The sequence below is a fragment of the uncultured Parabacteroides sp. genome (assembly GCF_905196875.1).
Classification (GTDB): Bacteria; Bacteroidota; Bacteroidia; order Bacteroidales; family Tannerellaceae; genus Parabacteroides.
The window spans coordinates 65760-88536 of record NZ_CAJJWO010000013.1; the positions used below are offsets into that span (position 1 = coordinate 65760).

Below are 22777 nucleotides of genomic sequence, written 5' to 3' on the forward strand. Positions count from 1 at the left end.
AATGATTAGTATTTAGTTATAAACTCGTCCATTTCTTTCGCATCCATATATTCTTCATCCTGTGAAGTATACAGACCATCCATAATGTAATTTACCTGCGGAAATGCAGCTAGTATCTTACGGATGATCGTTGCTTTGCCGGATTTATATATCGGAGTATTTGGGTTCCATAATTGATCGTGAATATCTTTTTCCGGAGCCGAAATAAGAATATCTTTAATTTCCATCTGCTTCAAACGGGCGAGATCAGCATCCAGATCCGTTTCATCATTCAATAGCAATGACAGTGCAGGTACCAGCGTAAAGTTCCGACGATTCACCTCTTCCACCAGTTTCTGAAGGCCTTCTATTGTATCAGGTGTGCGGGAAACTGATTGTCTCAACAACAAACGAATATTTTTCTTTGCTGCATAATCGGATAAAATCCGGAAAGACTCTTTCAAAGAGGCATAGAACTGTTCCATCGTGTAATTATTCTCTATGGTTCGCTGAGTAGATATCAACAATTCATCAGCACTTAATATCTCCATTTTATCTATAATGCCTTTCATGATTTCCATACTCTTCTCATAGAATGAAGGATCGTTGTTTACAATTCTCAAATCCGGATACAGGTTCAGACCGGAAGTCAAGTCGACGGTTATTTTCAATTTCTGCCGTCCCAGCCAACCTGCCTCATACTTCAATGCCTCTTTTTCTTTATTATGCAGATAACGCCAGTCGATCACAACACGATCATAATGTTCGAAGAAGGTTGGGCGTGAAAGGATTTCCTCTTTTATATCGAGGATATTACGTAAAACAAGTGCCCGTCCGCTAGTATTCGGAACCGGGGTACTTTCCGGCATAACTGTCACTTCTGCCTCCTCATTCAGACGAACACGGAAAATACGGACATTTCCACCGGCTATCGTATTAGAGGTGTTCTTTCCAAACGATGTATTCAACATAACTTTCGGAGTATAACCTATCGCTTTCATTTCCGAACAATCTGTCGGCAATTCTTTAATGGATAAGATCTTTCCTGTCTTCGTTCCGATCGAAAAACTTTTCGGTTCCCAAGACTCATTGGAGATCAGAACAGTGTATTCACCATTTCCTCTGGAACAGGTAACAAGACTTAATTCCGGATTGGTTTCAAACAGTTGCATAGAAGCAAAAATATCTTCCATTAATGCTTTCGTATGGTTAAGTATCGGATACGGTTTGTCCAATGGCTTTTCTTCCATCACTTTTACAGGTAATTCACATTGCGGCTGTTCTGCAACACCATAAAGAGAGGCGATAACAGTAACCTTCCCTTTTCCGGCATTCAGCTCGATAGCAGCCGGAAGTTCGTTACTCTTTTGCAATACCGTTGCTGATGCAGGGTAGATCAATTCAGCCAGCGTATAAGGAGCACGCTCTGTCAATACTTGTCCTTTAAATGCTACCGGAGCAGTACATACCATAGTTTTTTCTCCGACTTGGATACCGGCTATTCCATCCGGCATGTTCTTTAAAGAACCGGCAGTAATAACCAGGTGCCCGCCTTGATTGACATAAGCGTTCAGTTTATCATTAATTTCTTTACCCGGACGGAGTTCGTCTGCAATGACCAATACCGGATATTGCTTCAATACCCACAAAGGGGCATCGCTCATCAAGCAATCGGCAATATCACCATAAGGATTCGGAGTAATAAAACCCCTTTCATCTTTATAATAAGAGGCATCCTGATAACCAGGGTATAAAATATCAAGCATGGCATCAGTCAGATAATCCGGCAATTCATAAGGAAGATTTCCCCATACCTTATAAGCTTGTCTGGAGTACAAATGACGCGGAAACGACCAGCCGGAAAAGAAATCAGTCATCAAAGCTACCGGAATGTACATAACACCCGGATCACCATATTTATCTACCCATTTAACAGCACTTTGTTGTATCTTACCGATCGGACTCAATCCCTTATTATCAATCCGCATAGATCCTTCAAAGCCAACAGCCACACAATCATACATCAGATGGGTATAGATCAGTCGTTTCAACAATCCCAGAGAAGTTCCTTTCAGGGGGCCTCCGCTTTCATAATCTTCATCTATATTTGTAGCATTCGAATCATAAGTTTTATATCCCCATCGATTCCATACAGAAGCATTACCGAACCAATTAACACCATATTGTTTGCCGGCTCCACGAATAAACGAATAATATATCTGCGAATTAGGTAATCCCTGAGCTGTCTCGGCACCAATCAAGGTATAAATACCCTCTTTCAGGAAATAATGGCCAAAGTTCAGAGAAACAAGAGTTGCCATTTTATTTCCCAACTGATCACCCATTTCCTGAAAATGACGTTGAAAATTAAAGTATTGTTGTTTACGGTCGGCTCCCAAAGGGTACATCCGGGGAGCGAAGCTTCCTACATAACGTCCATCTTGTTCTCCATTGTCCATCCCCAACCAACGGTCGCCCAACTCCGATTCAAACAGGTCGAGCACTCCGTCGGGAATAACGAACTGTGTCCAATACCCACCGGGGCCCGAACCGGGTATATATCCCCAGAGATCAAACAGATAAAGGTTTCTTTTTTTAATCTCACCAACAACCTCCTTCAGATTATCCTGAAAGACCAGCGGATAAGACACCCACAGGATATCCCCTAGTTTGTCTTTATCGACCCACTGATCGAGCTTCTGTTTATAATCACCCGAAAGATCACGGAGAGCGATAAACTGAATTTTATTATTGAAGAAAGAGGCATCCGGCGATTTCACATGATAACGGGAGTAATCGGGATGATGAGACGGTGTCATCTGATAAGGATACAGCCTGATACTGTTCTGCGCAAACGATTGGCTGGGATACAACAATCCCAACAGAGTTAGAAGTACTAGAATTTTTTTCATAAGTATAATATATTGTTGTTGCGTTAACAAGCTGACAACCGATAGGGCGATCACTCCTTATCGCAACAAAGATGCATTTATATTTTGAGACTATATTACTTTTCGTTCACAAAAAAGCAAATAATCTACTAAATTGAATATAATCAGAACCAAACAATAACAAATTATGCCAATTTGGTTAATCAAGAGAAGCCGGCAAATACTCTCTTAAAGCCAGCCGAAGTTGTGCCAACGCTTTCTTCTGATATAATTTCACTGCATTGACAGAAACACCCATTTCCTCTGAGATCTCTGCATAAGTCAGATTTTTATATCTACTGAGTTCAAAAACTCTTTTATATTGGGGAGGTAATTCTTTAACCGCTTTGTTTACTCGTTCTATCAATTCTTTAGAAAGCACATAATCGAGTGGAGACTCATCTAACGAGAAAAGAGTATTCTTCTCCGCTACATTATCTAATTCGATATGCTCCGGTTGATTTTGACGGAGATAAGATAAACATGCATTATGAACAGCTCTGATTAAATAAGCTCTAATCGAAGTCGTGATGATCACAGTTTCCCTGTTTTCCCATAGCCATCGGAAAACGTCTCCTACTAACTCTTCTATGATATGTTTTTCTACAATATATGAACGTGCTTCATAACAAAGAACGACATAATATTTTCGAAACAAATTCTCGAAAGTTTTATAGTCTCCTTGCTGTAACCCGGCAAATTTATCAAAAACATCCTTCATATTCTTAACAAGGCATTATCACCGTAAACGCATAACTTTCTAGAAAACAGCATATATAAACATTCTTAAAAAGCACATGAATCATAAAATGACTAGTTAAAACGTTCCTTTTTTTTAGTCATCATATTTTTAAGGTTGTATTATTATTTTTACAAATTGAAATGCAAGCTATATTGCGGATTATTAGTACTTTTATGGAAATATTAAATTTCTCGCAAAAGCCATGAAGGATGACTAAAAAAAAGGAACGTTTTTTTTAGTCAGTAAAATCAGCCGGTATTACCTTATTAATCAGCGAAAAGCCCAAGATATTAAGCAAATTCACTATCCCGGGCTTTTCTCTCCTTTTAATTCAAATTTTCAATTAATTATAAGCAGGATCCTGAACAAGAACTCCACCAGCCTTATCTATTTCACCTTGTGGCAATGGCCAGAAATAGAATTCAGGTTTAAATACTGATTTCGTCTGATACATCGGGTCTACCATATCGTTCACTTTGGGTAAAGTTTTCCATTGTTTCATATGGAAATAACGTAATCCTTCAAAAGCTGTTTCGACACGCCATTCATGACGAACACGTTCACGCATCTGGTCTTTTGTTAAACCAGCAGGCAAAGGAGGCATTTTTGAACGGTCTCTTACCTGGTTGATAGCGCTATAAGCTTTTTCTGTCGGACCATTGGCTTCATTCTCAGCCTCTGCGATCATCAACAATACATGTGCATAACGAACCAGAACGACATCCGGATCGGTATTTGTATCATAACCTGGAGAAGTCTTTGATGGCTGGATCAATTTCATTATACTAAATCCGGAAGGACTGTTGGAAGCTATAACCTCATCGGGGAAATCATCTTTTTCCGGAAAGTTAAGAACACCCGAATGGGCAATCGTCTGAGCTAAACGAGGATCACGGTTCTGGAACAACTTTTCGCGTTCAGCCTTTTGTTTTTCTTTCAATGAACCATCGCTGGTATTGATCAACGACTCGTCAACCGGCACTGTTAATGGAGATTTGCCCCACTCCAAACCATCCGTACATTCATATTCATCTACCAGGTTACGCATAACAATATTCGTTGCCCATGCTCCGAAATACAAGTCTATATCATTATTTCTGTTCGGAGATAAATATCTGACAGAGAAAATGATTTCCGGACTAGCCAGCTGTTTCGACGAAATAAAATTATCACGGAAATTATCAGCCAAACTGTATCCTTTGATACTTTCCAGCAAAGGAACCACTTCTTTCATCTTTGCTGCATCAGCATTACCATTATCATCATAGGCATTCATTATCATCAAACGAGCCTTAAGAACCTTTACGGCAGCCGGAGTAATACGGCCCGATACCTTTCCATCCGAATAAGGTAGATCAGGTAATTCACTGATCGCCTCATCGAAATCTTTTGTTATCTGAGCATAAATATCGGCACGTGAAGCCTTCGGCAAATACATATTATCAGTCGTAAGAAGTTCAGTTACCAGAGGGACTTCTTTATAGCACTGGTACAACCAATAATAATAATATCCTCTCAAAGCTTTGCATTGTCCAAGTATAAATTGACGATCCTCGGTAGACATATCAGGACCTTTATAGCCCTCCAATTGCGTCATTACCTGATGTACACGTCCTATTCCTTTATAGCATATTTTATAGACATCTGAAACAAAGCCATCAGAGAAAGGAGTAATGTCCCCCTGAGCCATTGTCTTGGTTTTACCGTAAGTCGTTTCATCATGCTGACACAAAGAGTTATCGGTCAAGTTGTCAAAACAAGCCTGAATTTCACCCAAAGACTGTGGCCATTCATAAACGACAGAGTAGCAAGCAGCAAGGCCATATTCAAATTCAGCTTTCGATTGCCAGAAAATAGATTGTGATGGTGATGAAGGAGGATCTTTTTGCAAAAAATCTTCACATGCAGTCGTACCCAACAACAATAAGGCAGCTAATGATATATTTATTAATCGTTTCATATTATCTATCCATATTAAAATTCAACATTCAAACCAAATGACACAATCCGGTTTTGCGGATATTGAGCGGCACGTCCGTCACCACTACTGCTATTACTACGTTCCGGATCCAATCCATCGAACTTCGTGAAAGTAACCAGATTGTCGGCAGAGAAATAAACTCTCAGTCTGGACATATTGATCTTATCTGTAAACTGCTTAGGAATCGTATATCCAACAGTCAGGTTTTTCAGACGGAAATAGGAGGCATTGCGAAGGAAATAGGTATTATCGCGTGTATTCTTTCCACCACCCAAATTATCCCAATACAGTTTCGGATGCTTCGCACCATTCGGATTTTCAGGAGTCCACATACCGGCCAGATAGTCACGGGTTGGAGCTGAACCCTGTCTGAAAGGTACTACTCCCCAGTCTGTGATATAATATTTCTTATCGGCAACACCCTGTCCCAACAGAGAAATATCAAAACCTTTCCATGAAGCACTCGCATTTACTGAATATTCAAAGCCAGGGAAACGACCATCCATAGCCACACGGTCATTGTTGTCAATCTTACCATTACCGTCTACATCACGATATTTCAAGTCACCGGGTTGTGTATCGTCAGTAAACTGTTTCGGCGAACTCTTTACTTCGTTTTCATCAGCAAAGATTCCGATACATTCCAGCATATAATACTGTCCATAAGGTAAGCCTTCCTGAAGAATACCATGATTACTATATTCTACATCACCGAAATCGATCAATTTATTACGTGAACGATCTACATAGAAACCGACATTATATTCAAGTCCTTTGAATGTTCCACTCTGGATTACATCATTCCAGTTTACAGCCAATTCAATACCTTTATTTTCCAAAGTACCATTGTTTACAGTCGGAGCATCTAATCCTAACAGATAAGAAACCTGTGAGCCGCGAAGAATATCCTTAGTCACTTTATTATACCAGTCGAATGTTACATTCAAACGGTGTAAAAACTGAAAATCAGCACCTATATCAGTAATAGTAGTAGTTTCCCATTTAATATTCTGATTAGCATACACCTTCTGGGAATAAGCCAACGATTCATTCTTTTTGTCGAAAGGATAAGCATCGACACCTGCAATCATTGCCTGATACGGATAATAACCGATGTTCTGGTTACCCAGCTGTCCCCATGAACCTCTGACCTTGGCATTTGACAACCAGGAAAGATCTGCATTTTTAATAAATTCCTCTTCCGTTAAACGCCAGCCTAAAGAGAATGATGGAAATAATCCCCAGCGACCATCTTTTGCAATTCTGGAAGAACCATCATAACGGGCATTCACTTCTGCCAGATAACGATCTTTATAGTTATAATTGATACGTGCAAAACCTGACATCAAAGCCCATTCACGTTCACTTCCTTTATCCGAATCACCACCATTGGTCATACCGGTTTTACCACCGGCATCCAGAGTTGGCAAATTGAACGGATAATCACGACGATAAGCCTTAATAGACTGATATTTTTCATTTTCCTGGCTATAACCTGCCATTACTGAAAAGCTATGATCTTTATTCGGAGAGGTATAATCATACTTCAAATAAGTATACAGGTTGGTATAGAACAGACGTTCGTCTTCTTCTTCCAGACCGATACCACCTTTATCCAACTGACCTTTCTCTTCACCGGTATGGTACATATAAAGAGGTTCAGGTTTTCCTCTCCAGTCTTTCCATTTATTGGAATACAGACGGGCTGCCCCTTTTGTATACCAGGTAAGTCCTTTGTATAACTTGATCTCAGCCCAAATCTGAGCATTAATATCAAAATCCAGATTAGGTTTGTTTGTTCCGGTTCCGATGATACCCGGCATATTCTTATTATGCGATTCATAATCATAAGCCGAATTTGTCCATCTTGTAACGCCGGAACCGTCATCCGGCAACCAAGGCATATAAGTCGGAGCCTGAGACAAAGTAGAGAGCAGTGCGTCATCCTGACTTTGGCGTGTCTGCATTTTATTTCCATGCATCATGCTGGCATAAGTACCTACACGCATCCAATTAGTCACCTGGGAAGTCAGGTCGATAGTCATGTTATATTTCTTATAATTAAAACCACGCAATGTACCTTCCTGATTCACATAGTTCAATGACACATTATAGGTAGACTTTTCAGAAGAACCGGCCAACGATAAGTTATGGTTCTGCACCAATGCCGGATTAAACATGTAATCGATCCAGTCGAAGCTCGGATATTGAGGATCCGCTCCATTCGATGCACGATATTTATCAATTTCTTCCTGCGGATATTTATCTCCTAAACCGGAATTTGTTTTAGCCAGATTCGCCAATTCCATATACTCGGCAGAATTAGTGACAAGGTCAAACATACGTGTCGGTGTATGAATACCTAAATTGCCGTGATAAGCAATCTTAGTTTTCTGATCGCCGGCACCCTGTTTAGTCGTTACCAGGATAACACCATTTGCGGCACGGGCTCCATAAATAGAGGCAGATGCGGCATCCTTCAAAACGGAAACAGATTCAATGACACTAGGATCGAGACTGTTTAAATCTCCAGGTACCCCATTAATCAAAATTAACGGGTCGGAACCTGCAGAAGAAAATGTACCTTGACCACGAACACGGATCGACACACTCTCGCTACCAGGCTGTCCTAATCCCTGTGTTACACGCACACCCGGGATTTGTCCCTGAAGCATCGTACTCGGGTTCACTACCGGACGTTTAGTCATTTCTTCACCACTAACAGCAGCTACAGCTCCGGTCAGGTTCAATTTCTTCTGTGTACCGAAACCTACCACCACTACTTCGTCAAGGGCCTGCGAATCCTCTTTCATTATAACAGACAAGATAGATTTATTTCCTACCGCAATATCTTGTTCAATATATCCGATATAAGAAATCTGCAAAGTTGCGCCTGCCGGAATATCCAGTTCAAACTTGCCGTCCACATCCGTCACAGTACCGATCGTCGTCCCCTTGACAACCACATTCGCACCGATGATCGGTTCGTTGTTCGGATCAAGAATCGTTCCTGTAACCTTCTTTGTCTGCTGTTGCACACCTGCAACAGGTCCGGTTTGCCCTATACGGGTAATTACAATATGGCGATCGTTGATTTCATAACGAACATTCCGTCCGTTAAACAAGACAGCCAATACTTCATTGATAGATTTGTTGTCCAATGATACGGACACCTTTTCGTCCAGATTCAGATCTTTGACATCCAGACTGAATGAAAATTCGCTTTGACTCTTAATCGATTCAATAGCTTCGCGGATCGTGGCATTCTTGAGATTTAAGGAAAGCATATGTTCAGTCGCATACGTACTTGCGCTCAATGTAAGCGTTCCGGCAACAAGAAATACACCGGCCAGATTAGCCAGGCGTCCAGCTCTTGTAGCCAATAAGTCCTGAACAGATTTTCTAAATGTTTTTTTCATACTTCACTTGTTTAAGATTTAACTTTTAAAATACTCGACAAATAATGGCTGTTTTCTACTTTTTCAGCCAACGGTTACATTCACTCTTCTTTCATTCACATTTACTTTAAATTAGACCTATGTTAATTATAAATTCTGATCAACCCCGGTTTTACCTCATATCTGAATTTATTACCGGAGGACAATATTTCCAACACCTTTTCAATGGTTACATTCTCCTGAAAATCCGAATAGTAAACGATATTTCTCAGAGATTCGTTTTCTATCTGAATAGGTATATCATATTGGCGTTTCAATTCTTTCGTAATATCTCCCAGAGAAACTCTTTCAAACGTCATTGCTCCATTACGCCAGTTTTCAATATGGCTGGCATCTACAGAATCGACCTGCATTGACTGGTTTATTTTCTTATAAGTAAAGCGCTGGTTGGGCTTCAGCACGACCGGGGCGGCATCGGTCGGAAAATCTCCAACCTTTACCGCTCCCTCTTTGAGGGTTACTTTCACCTCTGAGTCTTCTTCATAAGATTTTAGATTGAATTTAGTACCGAGAACCTTCACTGTTAATTTCCCGGTATTCACCACAAAGGGTAATTCTTTATTTTTGCTTACTTCAAAATAGCCTTCACCCAACAACTCCACATTTCTTGATTCCTTTGCAAAATTCGAGTCATACTTCACCTTACTCCCGGCATTCAGCCAGACAACAGAACCATCCGGAAATGTTATTTTAGATTTTGCTCCGTCCGGAACTTCTACGACATATTCTTTATATTCACCGACCATCTCCGAAGCAGTTCTCTCCGATTGCCATAAAAAAAATAACGAAGAAATCCCACATAACAGAATAATGATTGCAGCAGCTGACATTCTCAATACACGACGGTAATAATCCATCTGTTTCGCAGGCTTGGCTTCTTTATTAAACTTGCCGATTGCTTTCTCCAGATCAAAGTCATCCGCATTAGCCATTACACCGGTAGCTTTCCAAATACTTACAGTATCATGAAAATATGTTCTATTCTCCGGCGTTGCCTTAATCCATCGCCGTAACGCAGCATGTCCCTCAGCATCCAAAGAGCCGTTCAGAAAAGATTGTATATAATTATCTATTTGATCCATTTTCTTCAATTAAAAAGCAGGAGTTTACCCACTCATTAATTAAAGGCGCAAAAAAGAGCAAGGCGGGTATATCAGTGTTTATATTTTTTATATAAATCCTGAATATTTATCTGAATGTTAATACTAGCAAAGTCTTCAAAAGCCATTATAAAATGAAAAGCCGAGCATTATATGTACATTATTTTTCCGTATTTTTGCATTCAAAATTCATAAGCACTTATTTATAATGGATCATACTCCTACTAAGATACCTTCGCCCTTACTCTCACTAGTACCCATACTTGTATTGGTTGCGCTCCTGTTTGTCACTATCCGTACCTTCGGCAGTGATGCTCTGAGCGGAGGAAGCCAGGTCGTTTTACTCACGGCTACAGCCGTTTGTTGTTTGATCGCTATGGGATATAGTAAAGTGCGGTGGAAAACGATCGAACTGGCGATGATCAATAATATCACAGGGGTGGCTACGGCTTTGATCATTCTGCTGATTATCGGAGCATTATCGGGCAGCTGGATGATAAGTGGAGTGGTTCCGACATTGATCTATTATGGCATGCAGATCATTCATCCGAGTTTCTTTCTGGCGTCGACTTGTATTATTTGCGCGATCGTCTCCGTTATGACGGGAAGTTCATGGACAACAATAGCAACCATCGGTATCGCTCTTTTAGGGATCGGACAGGCGCAAGGGTTTGAAGATGGATGGATTGCAGGAGCAATTGTCTCCGGGGCCTATTTCGGAGATAAAATATCTCCGCTTTCAGATACAACAATTTTGGCTTCGTCAGTGACCGATACTCCGTTATTCAAACATATTAAATATATGATGATCACGACAGTGCCGTCCATACTGATCACACTGATTATCTTTACCGTAGCCGGATTGACACATGAAGCAACCGCGACGGACCAGATTGCCAGATATTCAGCTTCATTAAAGGAAACATTCGATATCTCCCTATGGCTATTGATCGTTCCAGTCATAACCGGCATCCTGATTGCCAAACGTATACCTTCTATCATCACCTTGTTTATTTCAACGGCTCTGGCAGGCGTGTTCGCATTATTCTTTCAACCTCATCTGTTGCAGGAGATATCAGGTCTACCGATACAGGATATGCAATCACAATTTAAGGGGTTGATCATGACCTTCTACGGAAGTACACAAATACAAACAGGGAATCCGGAATTGAACGATCTGGTATCCACTCGTGGTATGAGCGGCATGATGAATACGATCTGGCTGATTATTTGCGCGATGTGTTTCGGAGGAGCTATGACGGCCAGCGGAATGCTGGGAAGCATTACTTCCGTATTTATCCGCTTTATGAAACGGACAGTCGGGTTGGTTGCTTCAACAGTTGCTTCCGGACTGTTTTTGAATATCTGTACGGCCGACCAATATATTTCGATTATCCTTACGGGGAACATGTTCAAGGATATTTATCAAAAAAAGGGATATGAAAGCCGCCTGTTAAGCCGTACCACGGAAGACTCGGTAACGGTGACTTCCGTCCTTATCCCTTGGAACACTTGCGGTATGACGCAGGCTACCATTTTGGGTGTAGCCACTCTTACATATTTACCTTATTGTTTCTTTAATCTAATCAGCCCGTTAATGAGCATCACAGTTGCCGCCATCGGGTATAAAATCAAACGGATAAATGAAAAAACTGAAAGTATCGCTACTGACTAAAGTAGTCATTGCCATCGCTGCCGGTGTGTTGTTCGGTCAGTTTCTGCCGAATGGTATCGCGCGTATCTTTGTAACCTTCAACTCGTTATTCGGGAATTTCCTTTCGTTCTCCATCCCCCTTATCATTCTGGGACTGGTAACACCAGCCATAGGAGACTTGGGGAAAGGAGCAGGGAAACTACTAGCCATTACGGCACTGATAGCATATGGATCGACGATATTCTCAGGATTCTTCACGTTCTTCAGCAGTTCGGCGATACTCCCACATATCTTACCGGTCAATACGGAGCTTACAGCAATGGAGAATCCGGAAGATTTTATGCTGACTCCTTATTTCACAGTAGGTATGCCACCTTTAATGGATGTAATGACCGCCTTGCTACTATCATTTACGATCGGGCTGGGACTTTCTTATATCAACGGGAATGCTTTGCGTGAGGCATTCAACGACTTCCAGAAGATCATTATCATTCTGATCGAAGCGGTTATTATCCCTTTGCTTCCCCTGCATATTTTCGGTATCTTCTTGAATATGACAGTCAGCGGACAAGTGATGAGTATTATAACGATGTTCCTGAAAGTGATTGTCGTGATATTCATACTGCATGTGCTACTTTTAATTATCCAGTTTACCATTGCAGGAACTGTCAGCGGCAAGAACCCATTCCGCCTATTAAAAAATATGCTGCCTGCTTATGCTACCGCGTTAGGCACACAATCGTCAGCCGCCACGATCCCGGTTACACTGGCACAAACAGTCAAAAATGGTGTCCGGGAAACGATCGCTATTTTTGTTGTCCCACTATGTGCGACTATTCATCTTTCCGGCAGTACGATGAAAATAACAGCCTGTGCCATGGCTATCATGTATATGGCAGGAGAGCCGGTTACTTTTTCCGCTCTTGCCGGTTTTATTATGATGCTGGGAATTACGATGGTAGCTGCTCCGGGAGTTCCGGGGGGAGCAATCATGGCCGCACTGGGGTTACTGCAAAGTATGCTGGGTTTCAACGAGACGTTGCAGGCGTTGATGATTGCCTTATATATCGCGATGGACAGTTTCGGTACGGCCTGCAACGTAACCGGCGACGGAGCTATCGCCATAGTGGTAGATAAGATTGCGGGGAAACAACAACCGTCTGTCCAAACGATCGAATAGATTCATTTCAAACATCCTTATAATATCCGGGAGTCTTCCTGATGATAAAATAAACAGAGGTAGGTATAATTTAATTTACACCTACCTCTAAATCGATTTATACCTAGGTCTAAACTAATTTACACCCAGGTGTTTTTGAAAAGTCGTTATAATAGTTCCTGCAAAGTATTTACATTCTTCTCCCGCATCATAGTGATAGCGATATGTGCACATGCATAAGCATCCGCCATCGCATGGTGATGGTTCTTGAGATCGTACCCGCAATGGGCGGCCACCGTATGCAGCTGATGATTCACCAGAAACGGATACATCTTCCGCGACAGGCGGCAGGTGCAATAGAACTGATATTTCGGATAGGCGAGTTCATACGTTTCATGTACGGCTTTCAGACATCCTTCATCGAAAGGGCTGTTATGGGCCACCAGGGGCAGATCGACTATTTTAGGGGCGATCTTTGCCCATACTTCTTCAAAATCGGGGGCATCATTCGTATCGGCTGGCGTAAGTCCATGTACTGCAGTAGTCCACTGTGTATAGTAATTCGGATAAGGGCGGATCAGGCTGTATACCTGATCGATAACTTGATTGTCTTCAACAATAACAACCCCGACACTACATACGCTACTACGTTTCCCATTGGCAGTCTCAAAATCTATTGCGGCGAAGCGTTCCATATTAAATTCACTAAAATGTATGCAAAGGTAAGTATTCCATAAAGAAAAAGCCGTATTCCTAAATGGAATACGACCTTTTTAATTACAATATTTGAACAACACAACCTACATCTTTGGGATACAACTTTATCCGAATAATAGCTTTACCATCCTTCACCACCGGTTCAATGACTTGCTCATTCCATGCATCATAAAATTGACCACCTTCCACCGTTTCCACTTCTAAAACCTCTCCTTCATAAAGATGATCTGAAGCATTGAACAACGTCCAGACACGTTTTTTTTCCGTAGGAAAATAATTTGCATATATGAAATCCGGCTGTGTCGTATCAACCAAAGGTATTGGTTGCATTGACCGAAAAGCATCTTTGTGAGCTTTAAGTATTGAATAACATTTCCTTATTGTTTGTCTCACGTCTTCCGGGAACCACTTCGGATCACTTAACGGACCGGAAAGCCAAATACCTTCTCCATTAAAAAATACATGTTTTATACCTATTGTATCATGTCCAATAGGATCATCAATATGTAAAATCTCAAACAATTTATAATCTGGAAATGCAAACCTTGCCAAATTAACAACAGAAGGATTATGCCTTGCAGAATCACGCCCCTGACATATCGCATAGGTAAAACTACCATCCTGATACTGGGTTGAAATATCTGTCGAGCATTCTTCCGTATATGTAACTACATCTTCTGAAATTTTACTCTTGATATGGTTCATTAATCCAGCTTCCGCATACACCTGCATCTCACTATTCACAGAAGTATGAAGAACATCATGCCCATGGGTCGGATTATAACAACCATATTGCCAGCCGAATCCAAACTGATCGATATAAACACCATTGGCCTCCAACTCTTCCGAGGATCTTTTTACAGTGTTAGCGATATATTCCCTCCATTCCCCGACCAACGGACAAGGATAATAATATCCATCACCAAAACGGGCATACCTTCTCAAATGTGTATCCAGCATTTGCCAATCTACACCATATTCTTTACAGACCTCAGACTCTGGCGACAACAAATAGCCTTCATGATAAAGTCCAACCGGTATACCCAAAGCTTTTACTTGCTTTATCTGTGCTTGTAATTCAGCTTTATTCAAATAGCACCATGGAGCGTAATCACCGCAACGGCCCTGATCCGGAGTTTGTCCCCAATCAAACAAATGAAGATAATCTACTCCGCCAAAAGCTTCAAGCGATTCGGTTACTTTTGAAATTAAATCCACCTTACCCGTTTTCAGATCGTGTGCACCTATTTCCCCGCTATTATTATAAAGGAATGTCTGACGAAAATTATACACATCACGAAACCAATCCTTCCGGACTGTCACTGGCTTTAAAGTAGCAGATAACCAATTTCTATATTCATTAAAAGCCTCATGCCAATCACCTTTATGTACTTTCAGTTCCGCCGGAGGCAACGTCCATGATTCACCAGGAGCTAATATCTTTGCCCGATATATCACACCCATACTCAAAACATTTTTATTCCTTTCTAAAAAATACTTTTTCGGATAATTTGAAATATCCAATGTCTGTAACATCAGACCTCCATGACCCATCCGATAAATATCCATAAACTGGAAAGGGAAATTACCACTATAAATCTCAGAATAAGAAATACTATCCGTATTATTGGCCATCTCTCCCTGACGAGGAAACAGCTGGTAAATTTCATCTGAATTTCCTCCTTCCACATTCCAATCCTTTATTACAGGGAACCGTGGCTCTACCGAAACAGAATCATTTCCATTATTTCTAAGGACTAATGATAACCGATAACTACATTCATCTATACGCTCAACCGCCAATGAAGGAGAAATTCCTTCCTCTCTCCCAATATCGTATAAAGGGAAAGAAGAAGGTCTCCATTTCATATTTGAGACATTTTCCGTAAAACTGACAATAGAACCATGTTCATTGCAATCCAGAGTAAAACAATCATACGGTTTATTATGACACTGGATACAAGCGCATAAGACTATTATCAATATTGATAATCTCAGATACATTTTCTATGTTCTATATAAAACTCCATTCAACATTAAAAACCCGGATTTTGTATCAGTGCCTTATTCATTTCCATTTCTGTCTGAGGGATAGGCCACAAATAATGCTTTTTCTCATCAAAGACCCTGGTCATATAAACTTCTCCTAACAGATTTTTAAATGCACGCCCATTCAGCATGGATGCAGCAACTTTCCAACGACGGATATCAGAATAATAAATTCCTTCACCAGCCAACTCAATCATTCTCTCATTTCTAATCAGTTGTCGCATTTCTTCTTTTGATTTAGACAAAAGGGAAAGACCTTTTACACCTGCTCTTTCTCGAATCTGATCCAGTATATTATAAATACTTGCATCCGGTTCACCCAATATTTCATTCTTTGCTTCCGCATACATCAATAATACATCAGCATATCTGATAACTATATAATTCTGATTATCATCCCCCCAGGCTGACCCCTCATCTTCTACCACATACTTTCTCCACATCAAGCCGGTACGCGTTCTACCTTTCACAAAGTCTCCTGCCTGTAACGGGAAAACATAATCTAGTCCTTTAAACTTCGTGCCGGGACGCATCACCGTAATATCCATACGCTTATCCCGATTCTGATAACGATTGTTTGAATCGTATCCCGAAGCCGGATCAGTTATAGGTAAACCATTCGTACAAAGATACGAATCTAGAAGTTCAACTGTAGGGCATGATGTATTGGTACTTCCTGTTCCATTACAGGACAAATTTCCTAATAAATAATCCAAAGAACCGCCCTCTCCGGTTTTTGGACCTAAATATTGTACATCAAATACAACTTCCTTATTATTCTTATTATGATAATCAAACACATCTGCATAATTATCCAATATACCATACTGATATGTATCCGGATTATTTACTAAATCTTCCAGAGTTTCAACTGCTTTCTGATATTCTCCGGCATACAGATAAACCTTGCCTTTCAAAGCAATAGCAGCACCTTTCGTCGCGCGTCCAGCATCAGATGTTTCATATTTTACATCCAAGACCTTTATTGCATCATCCAGATCTTTAATAATCGCATTTCTGACCTCTTCTACTGGCGTACGTCCTTTAACTGCGTTCTGCACCGTTATTTCTTCCAAATACAAAGGGACATCTCCCCAAAAATCAATCAAATTGAAGTAATATAGCGCACGTAGAAATTTACATTCACCGATCAGACGATCTTTCAATGCCTGATCCATATTGATATCAACCACTTTCTCCATCGCCACATTTGCTCTGTTGATCCCGCGGTACAATATCTCCCATTTATCTTTAAACGAACCATTCCGGGCTGTGTGAAGACCAAGATTCATATCCCCGTTGGAGGTTTCATCCGCTATTGGAGTATACATATCATTCAATACATAATTTCCATATACAGATTGTAAAGAAGCATATACAGCCGTTACCCCCTGAATTGCATGTTCCTTAGTTTTCCAAAAATTCGATTCGTCAACATAATTCAAAGGGTATTTAGTCAGATAATCATCACAGGAAACAAATAACCCTGCTAATAGTGATAAAAACAATAATATCTTTTTCATAACTTTCTCTATTAAGCAAATTAATTAAAATACCAGGTTCAAACCAAAAGTAAATTGCCTTACATTAGGATGGTTGTTAGCCATACGGACTTCCGTATCATAACGTTGAGCACTTGTTGATGCTGTTTCAGGGTCCAACCCATCATATTTTGTAAAAGTCAACAAATTTTCTCCACTCACAAACAAACGCAAATGTTCAACACCCCATTTCTGAAACAAAGCATATTTAGGGAATGTATATCCAACCTGTACATTCTTCAACCGCACATAGTTTGCATTTTGCAACCAGAAATCAGAAGCTATTGTATTTCCTTGGTAATCTGCAGTCAGACGAGGTAATTCAGCATTTATATTCTCAGGAGTCCAACGTCCCAACCATTTACTCCGATAAGAACGGCCTCTTCCGACATTTGGATTATCCCAATAATCTTGTCCCCATACTTGATATCCTAACAAAGACTGAAATAAGGCTGAAAAATCAAAATTCCGATAAGTAGCAGTTAGATTCAAACCCAAAACATAATCCGGAGTCGACTTTCCTATTACTGTACGGTCATCTTCATCTACTATTCCATTATTATCCAAATCACGATAAATCAAGTCTCCCAATTCGTTCCCATATTTCTGTTTAGCATGATTATCTATATCAACTTGAGTTCGAAATATACCATCACAGACAAAACCGTAATAAGCTCCATATTCATAACCATCACCAATAATTGTATTATCGCCGATAATGGGTTCCCCACCTCTATATTTAGAAACAACATTCGAAACATGAGATATATTAAAGTTTGCTCCCACTGAAACTTTACGGTTTATATTCTTATTATAATTCAATGATAACTCCCAACCTTTATTCTTCACATTTGCCAGATTCTGATAAGGAGCTCCTAGTCCACCTAACACTCCGGGAAGAGGAGCAGTTATCAAAATTCCTTCCGTATTACGTTTAAAAACATCAAATGTTACATCAAAATCTTTCAGAAAACCAAAATCAATACCTAAGTTTGTAATTTTTGTTTTCTCCCATGTAATAGATTTGTTAGGGACACCGGAGGGAGCCGCCCCCTGAGCCAAATTCTGTCCAAAGACATAAGACTCTCCATTTCCCATTGCATAAACATTGGCAAATGTATAGTTATTACCTATATTATTATTACCCAAAGCGCCATAAGATACGCGAAATTTCAGGTTATCAATAAAACTAACATTATCTTTCAAGAAGTTTTCTTCAGAGATTCTCCAGCCCAAAGAAAAAGACGGAAACGTTCCCCAGCGATAATCTTCTGAAAATCGGGAAGAGCCATCACTTCGCACATTAACTTCCAACAGATACTTACCCATATAATCATAATTCAAACGGGCAAACCAAGAAACCAAAGACCATTCTTCCGCCCAACCGTTCGCCCAAGGAGAAGATGTTGATAAATTAATCTGAAATTCGTCAAAGTCAGGCATTCCACCTTTTCCAATCAAAGAATAATCTTGGCGAAACTTTTCAGTATTAAAGCCTGTCAACACTTTAAAATTATGTTTATCTCCTAAAGTAAAATCATATTTAGCGGAAGCATAAAACGATTGCCACAGATCTTTACTGGTAATCTGATTAAGTATATTCTCAGGGAAAGGACTTCTAATAATTGATTCTGTCTGAAAATTCCACATTGGAGTATAATGCAATTGCGTTTTAGTAAAAGCCGCGTTATTATTCAATGCATAATTCCCTTCAAAAACAAGATTTTTTATCGGTTCATATATAATATAAATTTTACCCATATATTTACTACCATCCGTTTTTATGGAACGTCCGTCATTGAATGCCAACATATTATTACCCTGATTATCCTCTCCCTGAGCCATTGTTGCTCCAAATCTTCCATCCGGATGAACAGGTAAAGTGCTGGGGGAAGAATTTGATAAACAGGCCATAATATAACCGCTTTCATACGCTTCACGCAATACATTATATTGGATATTAGAATTTAAACCGACTTTGATCCATTTATTTATTTGCGATTCAAGATTAACTTTGATATTATAACGATCATAACCGGTACCTTTTAAAATACCCTCATTATTCAAAAAACCCAGTCCGACATTGAACAGGAAAGCATCGCTACCTCCACTGATAGACACATTATTTTCTTTTCGCCAAGTAGGATTATAAATAGCTTTCAGCCAATTTGTATTCGGATACAAGATCGGATCATTCCGATGAACTTCCCACTCTTCAATTGTAGATTCAGGAATAACAGGTATACTTCCTGGAGATACATTATTGTACCCCTCATTTGTCAATCTGGCCGTTGTCGGATAATCACTGACTACATCGAATAGATTTGTAGCCTCTTGCCTTGAAAACAGACCGCTGTACGAAACTTTAATTCGTCCTCTATTCCCTTTTTTTGTAGTAATAAGTATAACACCATTTGCCGCACGGGAACCATATATAGAAGCCGAAGATGCATCTTTCAATACAGAAACAGATTCTATATCACTCGGATTTACATCATTTAAACTACCAATAATTCCATCAATCAAGATCATGGGAGAAGAGTTATTCAAAGTTCCTACCCCACGAATATTGATGCTAGCATCATCTTTTCCTGGTTGCCCGGAAGATTGTCTGACATCCAAACCGGCTACTAATCCAGAAAGACCACTCGAAATATTAGAGATCGGTCGTCCCTGTAGCTTTTCTTCGACATTGACACTCGCTACAGACCCAGTCAAATTAACTTTTTTCTGAGTGCCATAACCAACAACAACAACCTCATCCAATTTTTGAGAATCTTCCTTTAATGTAACATTCAATACTTCTTTTCCTCTCACAGACAAATCCTGGCTATTATAGCCTATATAAGATACAAGTAAATTACTATTGTCGCCTACTTCTAAAGAAAATTGCCCTTCTATATCTGTTATAGTACCATTGGTTGTTCCTTTTTCCGAAACGTTAGCACCAATAACAGGTTCTCCTTTTTCATCTATAACAACTCCGCTAATCTTTCTTTTTACATTTGATTTTTGTGACTGTACAGAGGATATCGTCACCAAAATTTTATTACCAGAAACCCGATATTCTAAATTACGCTTAGTTAAAATATCAGTCAACAAATTTTTAATAGATTGATTCTTCGCAGAAACGGTCACAGGCTCTTTTTCCGCCAGATCTGTATCTTTATAAGAAAAACGATAAGTTGACTGCTTTTCTATTTCCTGAAGAAAACGTGCTAATGTCACATTTTTGAGTTCCAAATTAACGTCCCCCGTTTGTGCATAAGCAGATATTGAAGTTAAAAAGATAAAACATAGTAGAATAAACAGATTGATTCTACAAAATTTTGTACTTTTACACTTTAACTTAAACAAGTTTTGAATTACATTCATAATAAAAAATTTAAAGTTGACTTTTAGTTATTTATACTGCTATGTTGTCGCATAGCTTTTCGAACTGAATTCGACGATCTATCCGGAGAGCCTGCCCGCTTTCCGGATATTTTTTTTCTTTCATGTTACCATCATTGTCATTTTTAAGATTAATAATTTATTTCCGATTCGCAAAAATTTGAATTTCATCACCTTTTATCCTATAATCAAACTCATAATGAATTCTCAAGATATTCATCACGTCTTCTATTTCTTCTTTATCAAACACACCAGTGTAAGTCTCTTTTATAAAAGAAGAATCTGCTATATCAAAGAATACTCCATATTTACGTCCTACCCTTTTCAATACTTCCTCCAGAGGCTCGGATCTGAACACCAACTCTTTACTAACCCAAGCTGTTTCCAGTATATTCGAGGATGTAATTTTTTTCATCTTCCCAGTTTTCTTATCATAAATAACTTTCTCATTAGGAACGACATTTATTTTTTCAAAAGGAGGATGAACCGAAGATACGATTACACTCCCCTGTACCAATGCCATTTCCATCATTTCTTTATCAGAATAGGCATATACATTAAATGATGTTCCCGTGACCTCAACCTCCATGAACTCAGTATTGACTACAAACTTCTTTTGTGTATCTTTTCGGACTTCAAAATACCCCTCACCAGAGAGAGAGACCCGTCGGTCTTTTTTACCAAAATCTTGCTTATAAGAAAGCAGCGATTCAGAATTAAGTTTTACGGCTGTCCCATCCGGTAAAGTGATTGAGACTCGTTCCCCTTTTCCTACTTTTACCTCCATTATCCGGTCAGCCAACAGGGTTATATTCCGGTTATCTATATATAAATATAGAGATAAACTACCCAGAACAAACAATGCGACGGTCGCAGCGATCTGTCTCAAATTAAACGTTCTTATTTTCTTTACCGAGGCCGGAGATGTTGCTATATCCCTACGAATACGAAGTAATATATCTTGCGCATCCTCCGGTGATAAAGTTTTATTATACTTTGAATTGTTCCAACTGTCCAATAAAACAGGAAAAAGTTCCTCATCAGTATAGTTATTAACCTCTTGTCTCAGTTCACGAAACTCCTCCCGGCTGATTTGTTCAACCTGATATTTCGCAAACCAGTCTTTCAGTTTTCTATTTATTGATGTACCCATAAAGCAAGGATTTCGTTTGTTTATGGGTTATATCTCTAAACACTGAATTTATAACATCCTTTTTTATATGCTATAAAACATCTTTTAAAAACAGATCGTAAATAGTATAAACAGATAAGAATTATTCGATAGCTCACTACGTAGAAGTTTCAAAGCTGCAGAAAGTTGGTTGCGTACAACTTGCTCTGTTATAGATAGCCGAGAGGCTATTTCTGCAATAGATAGACCATATTCCTTATTCAAAACGAATATTTCTCTTTGCCGGGGCGTCAATTTTAGTTTGGCGATTTCCAATTCTTTCAAAAAAAGATCAAAATCATATTTCGCTTCTATATCATCTGTCGAAATAATATCTTTTTTAAAGTCCAGATAATGTTCCATTTGCGGATGATTCAATTGACGACGAAGTTCTTTCAATAAAAAATGATAGGAGATAGTAAACAAATAGGCCTTGAATGATGTATCCGGATTTATACCGGCTCGATTCGTCCAAATTTTCACAAACGTTTCCTGTACCACATCTTTCGCTGCACTGTCTGATTTCAAATAAGAAAACGCAAAACAATAAAGCCTGGAAGCCCAAAGATTATACAGAGTATTAAAACTTAACTCTGATCCTTCGGTTAACTCTTTCAATAATCGTCTCTCCTCCAACATGCTTTCCTGTTTCCTTTTTCAAGTCACAAATATAGAAAATAAAAAATGTTATTCATCTGCAAACCGATTTATTTCATTCTCGATAAGATTATACCTTTTTTATACAAACCGGAAAACTCCCGGCTAGCAGGAACACATGCTTCCTAAAACAACCGGGAGTCTTTCTAAATTTACATATATTGAAAAACGCAAGGTATTACTTTGGTCGGGGAACGACCATATAGTCTTTCTCCCATTCTTCGTACCGGGCTACCATATCCTTTA

13 protein-coding genes are annotated in these 22777 nt (G+C 39.5%); 2 read left to right on the top strand and 11 right to left on the bottom strand.

Features of this window, described 5'->3' with window-relative positions:
• Window positions 1-5 precede the first annotated feature (5 nt).
• The 5 genes from QZ076_RS06985 to QZ076_RS07005 form a co-directional block, all read right to left on the bottom strand.
• The gene (locus QZ076_RS06985; RefSeq protein ID WP_293711697.1) at window positions 6-2891 is read right to left on the bottom strand and encodes a hypothetical protein; all 2886 of its coding nucleotides are present in this window, start codon (window positions 2889-2891) and stop codon (window positions 6-8) included.
• Between the two features lie 178 nt (window positions 2892-3069).
• Window positions 3070-3630 (bottom strand): RNA polymerase sigma-70 factor, encoded by a 561-nt coding sequence (locus QZ076_RS06990; protein ID WP_293711700.1) that lies wholly within the window; start codon window positions 3628-3630, stop codon window positions 3070-3072.
• Between the two features lie 364 nt (window positions 3631-3994).
• Window positions 3995-5611: a RagB/SusD family nutrient uptake outer membrane protein gene (locus QZ076_RS06995; protein WP_293711703.1), complete on the bottom strand. Its 1617-nt coding sequence runs from the start codon at window positions 5609-5611 to the stop codon at window positions 3995-3997.
• Between the two features lie 14 nt (window positions 5612-5625).
• Window positions 5626-9051 (bottom strand): TonB-dependent receptor, encoded by a 3426-nt coding sequence (locus QZ076_RS07000; protein WP_293711706.1) that lies wholly within the window; start codon window positions 9049-9051, stop codon window positions 5626-5628.
• A 122-nt stretch (window positions 9052-9173) separates the two neighbouring features.
• Entirely contained in the window at window positions 9174-10172 is a 999-nt protein-coding gene (locus QZ076_RS07005; RefSeq protein ID WP_293711709.1) for a FecR family protein, read from the bottom strand.
• Window positions 10173-10398: 226 nt separating this feature from the next.
• Between QZ076_RS07005 and nhaC the strand changes: the two genes are divergently transcribed.
• Window positions 10399-11865: a Na+/H+ antiporter NhaC gene (nhaC, locus tag QZ076_RS07010; RefSeq protein WP_293711712.1), complete on the top strand. Its 1467-nt coding sequence runs from the start codon at window positions 10399-10401 to the stop codon at window positions 11863-11865.
• Window positions 11834-13024 carry a dicarboxylate/amino acid:cation symporter gene (locus QZ076_RS07015; RefSeq protein ID WP_293711715.1) on the top strand — a complete coding sequence of 397 codons (1191 nt, stop codon included), beginning with the start codon at window positions 11834-11836 and terminating at the stop codon, window positions 13022-13024. The genes nhaC and QZ076_RS07015 overlap by 32 nt, the downstream gene beginning before the upstream one ends.
• A 146-nt stretch (window positions 13025-13170) precedes the next feature.
• Here QZ076_RS07015 and QZ076_RS07020 read toward each other — a convergent pair whose 3' ends face one another.
• The 6 genes from QZ076_RS07020 to QZ076_RS07045 all read right to left on the bottom strand — a co-directional run bounded on the left by QZ076_RS07020 (window position 13171) and on the right by QZ076_RS07045 (window position 22513).
• Entirely contained in the window at window positions 13171-13698 is a 528-nt protein-coding gene (locus tag QZ076_RS07020; protein ID WP_293711718.1) for a 3'-5' exonuclease, read from the bottom strand.
• An 82-nt stretch (window positions 13699-13780) separates the two neighbouring features.
• Window positions 13781-15589, bottom strand: a complete 1809-nt coding sequence (locus tag QZ076_RS07025) for a DUF6259 domain-containing protein (RefSeq protein WP_293711721.1) — start codon at window positions 15587-15589, stop codon at window positions 13781-13783.
• 167 nt (window positions 15590-15756) lie between these two features.
• Window positions 15757-17292, bottom strand: a complete 1536-nt coding sequence (locus tag QZ076_RS07030) for a RagB/SusD family nutrient uptake outer membrane protein (RefSeq protein ID WP_293711723.1) — start codon at window positions 17290-17292, stop codon at window positions 15757-15759.
• 24 nt (window positions 17293-17316) lie between these two features.
• On the bottom strand, window positions 17317-20685 hold the full coding sequence (locus QZ076_RS07035) for a TonB-dependent receptor (protein ID WP_293711726.1): 3369 nt from the start codon (window positions 20683-20685) through the stop codon (window positions 17317-17319).
• A gap of 157 nt (window positions 20686-20842) precedes the next feature.
• A complete protein-coding gene (locus QZ076_RS07040; protein ID WP_293711729.1) occupies window positions 20843-21856 on the bottom strand; it encodes a FecR domain-containing protein in 1014 nt (337 codons plus the stop codon).
• Window positions 21857-21940: 84 nt separating this feature from the next.
• Window positions 21941-22513, bottom strand: a complete 573-nt coding sequence (locus tag QZ076_RS07045) for a sigma-70 family RNA polymerase sigma factor (RefSeq protein WP_293711732.1) — start codon at window positions 22511-22513, stop codon at window positions 21941-21943.
• Window positions 22514-22777: the final 264 nt, after the last annotated feature.

Bases quoted from the DNA above. Each gene is read 5' to 3' on its own strand.
- QZ076_RS06985 (WP_293711697.1), bottom strand. From the start codon at position 2,891: ATGAAAAAAATTCTAGTACTTCTAACTCTGTTGGGATTGTTGTATCCC.
- QZ076_RS06990 (WP_293711700.1), bottom strand. From the start codon at position 3,630: ATGAAGGATGTTTTTGATAAATTTGCCGGGTTACAGCAAGGAGACTAT.
- QZ076_RS06995 (WP_293711703.1), bottom strand. From the start codon at position 5,611: ATGAAACGATTAATAAATATATCATTAGCTGCCTTATTGTTGTTGGGT.
- QZ076_RS07000 (WP_293711706.1), bottom strand. From the start codon at position 9,051: ATGAAAAAAACATTTAGAAAATCTGTTCAGGACTTATTGGCTACAAGA.
- QZ076_RS07005 (WP_293711709.1), bottom strand. From the start codon at position 10,172: ATGGATCAAATAGATAATTATATACAATCTTTTCTGAACGGCTCTTTG.
- nhaC (WP_293711712.1), top strand. From the start codon at position 10,399: ATGGATCATACTCCTACTAAGATACCTTCGCCCTTACTCTCACTAGTA.
- QZ076_RS07015 (WP_293711715.1), top strand. From the start codon at position 11,834: ATGAAAAAACTGAAAGTATCGCTACTGACTAAAGTAGTCATTGCCATC.
- QZ076_RS07020 (WP_293711718.1), bottom strand. From the start codon at position 13,698: ATGGAACGCTTCGCCGCAATAGATTTTGAGACTGCCAATGGGAAACGT.
- QZ076_RS07025 (WP_293711721.1), bottom strand. From the start codon at position 15,589: ATGAAATGGAGACCTTCTTCTTTCCCTTTATACGATATTGGGAGAGAG.
- QZ076_RS07030 (WP_293711723.1), bottom strand. From the start codon at position 17,292: ATGAAAAAGATATTATTGTTTTTATCACTATTAGCAGGGTTATTTGTT.
- QZ076_RS07035 (WP_293711726.1), bottom strand. From the start codon at position 20,685: ATGAATGTAATTCAAAACTTGTTTAAGTTAAAGTGTAAAAGTACAAAA.
- QZ076_RS07040 (WP_293711729.1), bottom strand. From the start codon at position 21,856: ATGGGTACATCAATAAATAGAAAACTGAAAGACTGGTTTGCGAAATAT.
- QZ076_RS07045 (WP_293711732.1), bottom strand. From the start codon at position 22,513: ATGTTGGAGGAGAGACGATTATTGAAAGAGTTAACCGAAGGATCAGAG.